The organism is Brachybacterium sp. Marseille-Q7125 (assembly GCF_023062615.1).
GTDB lineage: Bacteria > Actinomycetota > Actinomycetes > Actinomycetales > Dermabacteraceae > Brachybacterium.
The window spans coordinates 20,513-27,114 of sequence record NZ_JALLAL010000041.1; the positions used below are offsets into that span (position 1 = coordinate 20,513).

A 6,602-nucleotide genomic window follows, 5' to 3' on the forward strand; every position below is an offset into this window, starting at 1 on the left:
CCATGACCTCTCAGCCCACCGACGCCCCGCAGGGCGAGGCCGCGCTGCTCGCCCGGCTGCAGCCTCACCTGTGTACCTCGCCGCTGGTGGAGATCGGCCCCGGGGATGATGCCGCGGTGCTGCGCCCCGGCATCGGCCGGATCGTCGCGAGCACCGACACGATCGTCGAAGGCTACGACTTTCTGCCCAAGACGACGTACCCCCGCTGGGTGGGGGAGAAGGCCGCCGTGCAGAATCTCGCTGATATCGCGGCGATGGGCGCCCGGCCTGTCGCGCTGCTGAGCTCCCTCTCCGCCCCCGCTGACACCTCGGCGCACGTGTTCGAGCAGGTCACGGCTGGGCTGGCCGAGCGGGCGGCGAGCGATGGCGCGGTGATCGTCGGCGGTGACCTGGGGCGGGCCGATGTCATCACCCTCACCGTCACGGCGCTCGGCACCCTCGCCGATGACGCCGAGCCGGTGCTGCGCTCCGGGGCCCGCCCCGGGGATGTCCTCGCGATCGGCACCGAGCGCCTGGGTCGCAGCGCCGCGGGCCTCGCCCTCGTCCTCTCCAGGCAGGTGCGCGTCGGCCCGGAGGGCACGGTCACGGGCGCGGCGGGATATGAGGAGCTGGTGCGCCACCACAACGCTCCGCGCGTTGACCTGCAACGCGGGTGGGGGAGCGGGCGCGCAGCGCACGCCATGCTGGATCTGTCCGATGGGCTGGTGCGGGACGGTGCCCGGATCGCCGCCGCGTCTGCGGTGAGCCTCGACTTGGACCCCGCCGCGCTGCAGCCGGACGTCGAGGCGCTCGCGGAGCTTGCGACGTGTCTGGAGACCGACCCCTGGCAGTGGGTGCTGCACGGCGGAGAGGAGCACGCGATGCTCGCGACCTTCGCCCCGTCGGCCCTGCCGCAGGACTTCCGTCCCATCGGACGGGTCATCGAATGTGCCGCACATCCCGTGACACTGGGCGGGGAGCCGATCCGCGGTCGGGGCTTCGATCACTTCCAGAGTTCCCCCGTAGGCTGAGAAAAACCCCACGAGACCAGGAGGATGCCGTGCCCTTCACCGTCAAGGCGCTGCAGAAGACCGCCCCCGACCAGCCTTTCCGCGTCACCATGATCGAGCGGCGCGACCCGCGGCCCGATGACGTCGTGATCGACATCAAGGCGGCCGGGATCTGCCACAGCGATATCCACACGATTCGCAATGAATGGGGCGAGGCGCATTTCCCCCTCACCGTCGGGCACGAGATCGCCGGCATCGTCTCCGCCGTCGGCGCGGACGTCACCGCGTTCCAGGTCGGTGACCGCGTGGGCGTGGGCTGCCTGGTGAATTCGTGCGGCGATTGCCGTGAGTGCCGTGCCGACAATGAGCAGTCCTGCCTGAACGGCAACGTGGGCACCTACAACGCGAAGGACGTCGACGGCACCATCACCCAGGGCGGCTACGCCGAGAAGGTGGTGGTCAACGAGAAGTTCGTGCTGCGCCTGCCGGAGCAGATCGACTTTCAGCAGGCCGCGCCGCTGCTGTGCGCCGGGATCACCACCTACTCGCCGCTGAATCGGTGGGGCGCCGGAGACCAGATCGACGGCAGCCCCAAGAAGGTCGCCGTGCTGGGCCTGGGCGGTCTCGGCCACATGGGCGTGCAGATCGCCGTGGCCATGGGCGCGGACGTCACTGTCCTCACCCGCACTCTGCGCAAGGAGGAGGACGCCAAGGCCCTCGGTGCTACGCAGGTCCTCGCTACCACCGCCGAGGGGTTCTTCCCCGATCACCGCGGCGAGTTCGACCTCATCCTCAACACCATCAGCGCCGACATCGACGTGGACGCCTACCTGGGGCTGCTCGCTCCGCGCGGCGTGATGTGCGTGGTGGGCCTGCCGCCCGAGCGGCAGCAGCTCTCCTTCGGCTCCCTGATCGGCAACAACAAGGTGCTGGCCGGCTCGAACATCGGTGGCATCGCCGAGACCCAGGAGATGCTCGACTTCTGCGCCGAGCACGGTTTCGCCGCGAAGGTCGAGGTCATCTCCGTGGATGAGGCCGATGCTACCTATGACCGCGTCGTGGACGGCGACGTGCATTTCCGTGCCGTCATCGACACCGCGACCTTCGCGGAGGTGACGGCGGAGTGAGCGGTGGCGTGAGCGAAGCTGCGCAGAAGCGGTGGTTCCGTCCCGTCACTGGGGCCGACGTGGAGCGGGACGGCCATCGCTTCTCCTGGATGAAGCCCGATGGCTGGCGGTCGGGCTTTCGTGCGCTCGTGCTGGAGATCGAGGGCGCCGCGGGCGACCGGTGCGTCATCGGAGTGGGCCGGATCGGCCCGAACACCGTGCATCCCACGCGAGATCTGGTGGAGCTTGAGATCGATGCGGCCCATCGTCGGCGCGGGCATGGAACAGCACTTCTGCGCGAACTCGGCACATACAGTGCAAATCCGCTGTCGAGCAAGGTGGAGCTGGGGTCGGAGCGGGAAGCTTTCCTGCGCTCCCTAGGGGCCGTGACGTACTTGCGCGTGCCGCTGCTGCGCGTGGACGTCGCCGCGGAGCGCACGGTCCGCTGGTGCGCGGCAGTGCGGGCCGAGGTCCCGCACGCCGAGGTCCGCCGCTGGTCCGAGCTCCCGCGGGAGCAGGTCATCGACGCTCTCACCGACTGCTACGCGTGGCAGCACGCGAGCTGGTCACCCACGGCTCCTCGCGACGTCCTGCGGCGAGAGGTGGGGGACGAGTTCTGGGACGGTGCCATCCGTGAGCACTCCTGGGCGGTGCGGCGCGACGGCGCGATCACGGCGCTCGCGGACCTGTACGACGATCCCGTCGGCCCCGGGCGGGAAGGGGCCCTCGAAGCGGTGGACGCCGCCATGCCGCACGCCCGAGCCGATGTTGCCCTCGCTCTCGCGGCTCTGCTCGATGACCTGCGAGAGCAGGGCGTCGCGCACCTCGACCTCGACAACCACCCCACCGATCCGCACACCGCTCCACTGCTCGCGACGTTGCGCGCTGACGAGGTTGATCCCGTGGACCTCGTGGAGATCCCGAACGGCCTCACCGCGCGCCTGCGGGAGCTGCCCTGACAGGAGCGCACCGGGGCCACCCGACAGTCCCATCGGCGCATCTGCCCCATCAGCGCATCTGCACGCGGAGACGACGACGCCCCCACCGTGACCGGTGGGGGCGTCGTCGAAAAAGCTGGTGCGGTGTCCCGCTCAGGCGCCGAGGCTCGTGACCTTGCCCGCCTTGAGGCAGGAGGTGCACACGTTCACGCGCTTGCTGGTGCCCTTGATCACAGTGCGCACGGACTGGACGTTCGGGTTCCAGCGACGCGAGGTGCGGCGGTGCGAGTGAGACACGGCCTTGCCGAAGCGCGGAGCCTTGCCGCAGATTTCACACGTGGAAGCAGCCACTGTCGTCTCCTGGATATGGTCGAAGTTCTGATCGCAGTGCCCGCTCCCACGTCGCACCTCGGGGCGCGCCCGGCGGTCAGGGCAACCCCGCGAGCATAGCCCAGAACGCCGCCTTCCTGAAGGGTTCGCCCGGCGCCACGGCCTGTGCATTCCATCACGGGAGCGCAGGACAGTGGCACGATGGGACATGCGCTTGGCACGCAGGAGCGTGTCGCGCATCATCTCAGCAGCATCTCATCCAGTCCCGCCTCATCGCCCGCAAGGAGCCGCCCCCATGGCCCGCAAGCTCGAGAGCCACCGCGGATCCATGCCGCTGCGCGAGCTGCTCGAGTCCAAGGAGATCAAGGCCCTGGCCTCCTTCGATGTGCGCGACCTCGACGCCCTGCTGCGTTTCACCCCGCGCCGCTACGTCGTCCCCGCGCCGCTGCGATCCCTGCGCGAGGTCCACGAGGGTGAGGAGGTCAGCGCCGTCGTCACCGTGGAATCGGTGCGTGACCGCGCCATGCGCTCCCGCCGTGGATTCATCCTCGAGGTCACCGTCGGCGATGGCACCGACCAGCTGCCGCTGACCTTCTTCCTGCCCAAGCAGTTCCAGGTGGAATGGCACCGCTCCCGACTGCCCCGTGGCGCGACGATCCTCGTGCGCGGCACCGTCGGCTACGACAGCTACCGCAAGGCCCTCCAGATCACCCACCCCGACTATGAACCTGTCGAGGACACCCCGGCCGGTCGCGCCCACGCCCTGCGGCCCCGCCCCATCTACCCGCTGAAGAAGAACATCGCCCGGCGCACCATGCACTCGGCCATGGCCAAGGGCCTCGAGTACGCGGGACTGCTATCCCGCCCCGTGCCCGACGAGGTGCTCGACCGGCGCGGCCTCGTACCGCTCGAGGAGGCGGTGCGCCTCATCCACACTCCGGCCACCGTTGAGGACACCCGACGGGGGCTCGCCCACCTGCGTTTCGAAGAAGCCTTCGTCCTGCAGGCGATCTTCGCCCAGCGCCGCGCCCAGGACCAGCGCACCCCCGCCCCGTCGCTGACCGCCGACGGGCCCCTGCAGGATCTGTTCGACGAGCGCCTGCCCTTCACCCTCACCGCCGGACAGCGGGAGATCGGCGCCGAGCTCCACGAGCGCATCGGCCGCGATCACCCCACGAGCGTGCTGCTGCAGGGAGACGTCGGCTCCGGGAAGACCGTCATCGCCCTGCGTGCCATGCTGCGGGCCGTCGATTCCGGCCACCAGGCGGCGCTGCTCGCCCCCACCGAAGTCCTCGCCGAACAGCACTTCCGCACCATCACGACGCTGCTCGGCGACCTCGCCGGGGCCGGGCGGCTCGACGGACACGCACAGGCCACGAAGGTCCGTCTGCTCACCGGTTCCCAGCGCACCGCGGGCCGACGCGAGACCCTTCTGGATGTCACCTCCGGGGAGGCCGGGATCGTGGTGGGCACCCATGCACTGCTCACCGAGAGCGTCGAGTTCGCTGCGCTTGGGCTCGTGGTGATCGATGAGCAGCACCGCTTCGGTGTGGACCACCGTCGGCGCCTGCGCGCCAAGGGCCCGGCTGGTATGAGCCCGCATGTCGTGGTCATGACTGCGACCCCCATCCCACGCACCGCCGCGCTCGCGACCGTCGGCGATCTCGATGTCCTCACCCTGCGCGAGAGCCCGGGCCTGCGCGCAGGCGTGACGAGCTTCGTCGTCCACGAGAAGCTGCCCGCCTGGGAGCAGCGCATGTGGGAGCGCGCTGGGGAGGAGATCGCTGCCGGACGTCAGGTGTTCGTCGTCTGCCCCCGCATCGACGAGGATGAGGCCGTCCCGCTTCCCCCGTACCTCGCCGACGAGGCGACGGCCGCTGCGCTCGAACCCCCGCGCGGCGTCCTGCAGACCGCCGAGCGTCTCGCCGCCCGCCCGGAGCTCGCAGGTGCCCGGATCGGGGTGCTGCATGGACGCCTGGCCGGTGAGGAGAAGCAGCAGATCATGGAGCAGATGGCGAGTGGGCAGATCGACCTGCTGGTCTCCACCACCGTCATCGAGGTGGGCGTGGACGTGCCCAACGCCTCGACCATGATCGTGCTGGATGCTGAACGCTTCGGCGTCTCCCAGCTGCACCAGCTGCGCGGCCGCGTGGGCCGCGGCGAGCACGCCGGCATCGCCTTCTTCGACACCACTGCCGTCCCCGGCGCCGACCACTCCCAGCACCTCGAGGCGATCGCCCAGGCGCCCGATGGGTTCGCGCTCGCGGAGCTCGATCTGCGGCGCCGCGGTGCCGGCGACCTCGTGGGGGAGGAGCAGTCCGGTCTCCAGCGCACCCTGCGCCACCTGGATGTGCTGCGCGATGCGAAGGCGATCGAACAGGCCCGTGAGGATGCCTTCGCGGTGGTCGCGACGGACCCGGACCTCGGCGCCCACCCGGCTCTGACCGGCGCGATCGCTGCCCGGTTGCGGGACGCCGACCCGGACGTGGAGAGGAGCTGAGATGCCGCGCATCGTCGCCGGAGAGCTGGGCGGACGCGTGATCCCCGCCCCGCCTGGAAAGGGCACCCGCCCCACGTCCGACAAGGTGCGTGAGGCCCTGTTCAACCGCCTCGACGGCTGGGATGCAGTGCGCGGCGCCCGTGTGCTGGACCTGTTCGCCGGCACCGGGGGATTGGCCTTCGAAGCGCTCTCGCGTGGGGCCGAGCATGCTCTCTTGGTGGAGCTACATGGGCCGACGGCGCGGCGCCTGCGGGAGACCGCCCGGACGCTCGGGGTCACCGCGCGCTGCGATATCCGGGCTGGTCGCGCGGCGAGTGTGGCGCAGACCCTGGCCGGGCACGACGCGACACTCGTGTTCCTTGACCCGCCGTATGACGTCACCACAGAGCAGGTCGAGGAGCTGCTCGTGGCACTGCGGCCCGCGCTCACCGATGAGGCGCTTGTGGTGATCGAACGCTCGGTCCGGTCGCGGCCCGTTGCGTGGCCCGACGGCTGGGGCGATGACGGGACGAAGAGCTACGGCGAGACCGTGCTGCAGTTCGGCGGGCCCGATGTGCGCGAGGGCGCGGGGGAGAGCTGAGGGGCGGCGCAAGGGCGCGGGGGGGCGGCCGGCTCCTAGAAACATCCGACGCTGCCGGCGGTACCCCCTGCGGGGTTCTTGGGGGGTGCGTCCAGTCTTTAGCACATACACCTTTCGCAGCCAAGTCCGGCTGTGACTATTTGTGACCGTTTTTGGCTC

General features: G+C 70.2%; 6 protein-coding genes. 5 read left to right on the forward strand and 1 reads right to left on the reverse strand.

The genetic code is table 11. The features are described from left to right. Positions 1–2: 2 nt before the first annotated feature. From thiL to MU407_RS10585, 3 genes are read left to right on the forward strand one after another with little or no spacing between them, the layout of a single operon-like run. On the forward strand, positions 3–1,010 hold the full coding sequence (gene thiL, locus MU407_RS10575; RefSeq protein WP_246957316.1) for a thiamine-phosphate kinase: 1,008 nt from the start codon (positions 3–5) through the stop codon (positions 1,008–1,010). 29 nt (positions 1,011–1,039) lie between these two features. Further along, complete coding sequence (locus MU407_RS10580) at positions 1,040–2,116, forward strand: NAD(P)-dependent alcohol dehydrogenase (protein ID WP_246957319.1); 1,077 nt, start codon at positions 1,040–1,042, stop codon at positions 2,114–2,116. A gap of 8 nt (positions 2,117–2,124) precedes the next feature. After that, a complete protein-coding gene (locus MU407_RS10585; RefSeq protein WP_246957322.1) occupies positions 2,125–3,054 on the forward strand; it encodes a GNAT family N-acetyltransferase in 930 nt (309 codons plus the stop codon). Between the two features lie 132 nt (positions 3,055–3,186). On the opposite strand, the gene rpmB is transcribed toward MU407_RS10585, so the two are convergent. Next, the gene (gene rpmB, locus MU407_RS10590; RefSeq protein WP_102235244.1) at positions 3,187–3,384 is read right to left on the reverse strand and encodes a 50S ribosomal protein L28; all 198 of its coding nucleotides are present in this window, start codon (positions 3,382–3,384) and stop codon (positions 3,187–3,189) included. A 274-nt stretch (positions 3,385–3,658) separates the two neighbouring features. Here rpmB and MU407_RS10595 point away from each other — a divergent pair, with 274 nt between their 5' ends. Continuing rightward, positions 3,659–5,863, forward strand: a complete 2,205-nt coding sequence (locus MU407_RS10595) for an ATP-dependent DNA helicase RecG (protein ID WP_246957325.1) — start codon at positions 3,659–3,661, stop codon at positions 5,861–5,863. Position 5,864: 1 nt separating this feature from the next. Beyond that, positions 5,865–6,443: a 16S rRNA (guanine(966)-N(2))-methyltransferase RsmD gene (rsmD, locus tag MU407_RS10600; protein ID WP_246957328.1), complete on the forward strand. Its 579-nt coding sequence runs from the start codon at positions 5,865–5,867 to the stop codon at positions 6,441–6,443. Positions 6,444–6,602 lie beyond the last annotated feature (159 nt).

What these genes read in the sequence shown, in the direction of transcription:
- thiL (WP_246957316.1), top strand. Translation starts at nt 3, where the DNA reads ATGACCTCTCAGCCCACCGACGCCCCGCAGGGCGAGGCCGCGCTGCTC.
- MU407_RS10595 (WP_246957325.1), top strand. Translation starts at nt 3,659, where the DNA reads ATGGCCCGCAAGCTCGAGAGCCACCGCGGATCCATGCCGCTGCGCGAG.
- rsmD (WP_246957328.1), top strand. Translation starts at nt 5,865, where the DNA reads ATGCCGCGCATCGTCGCCGGAGAGCTGGGCGGACGCGTGATCCCCGCC.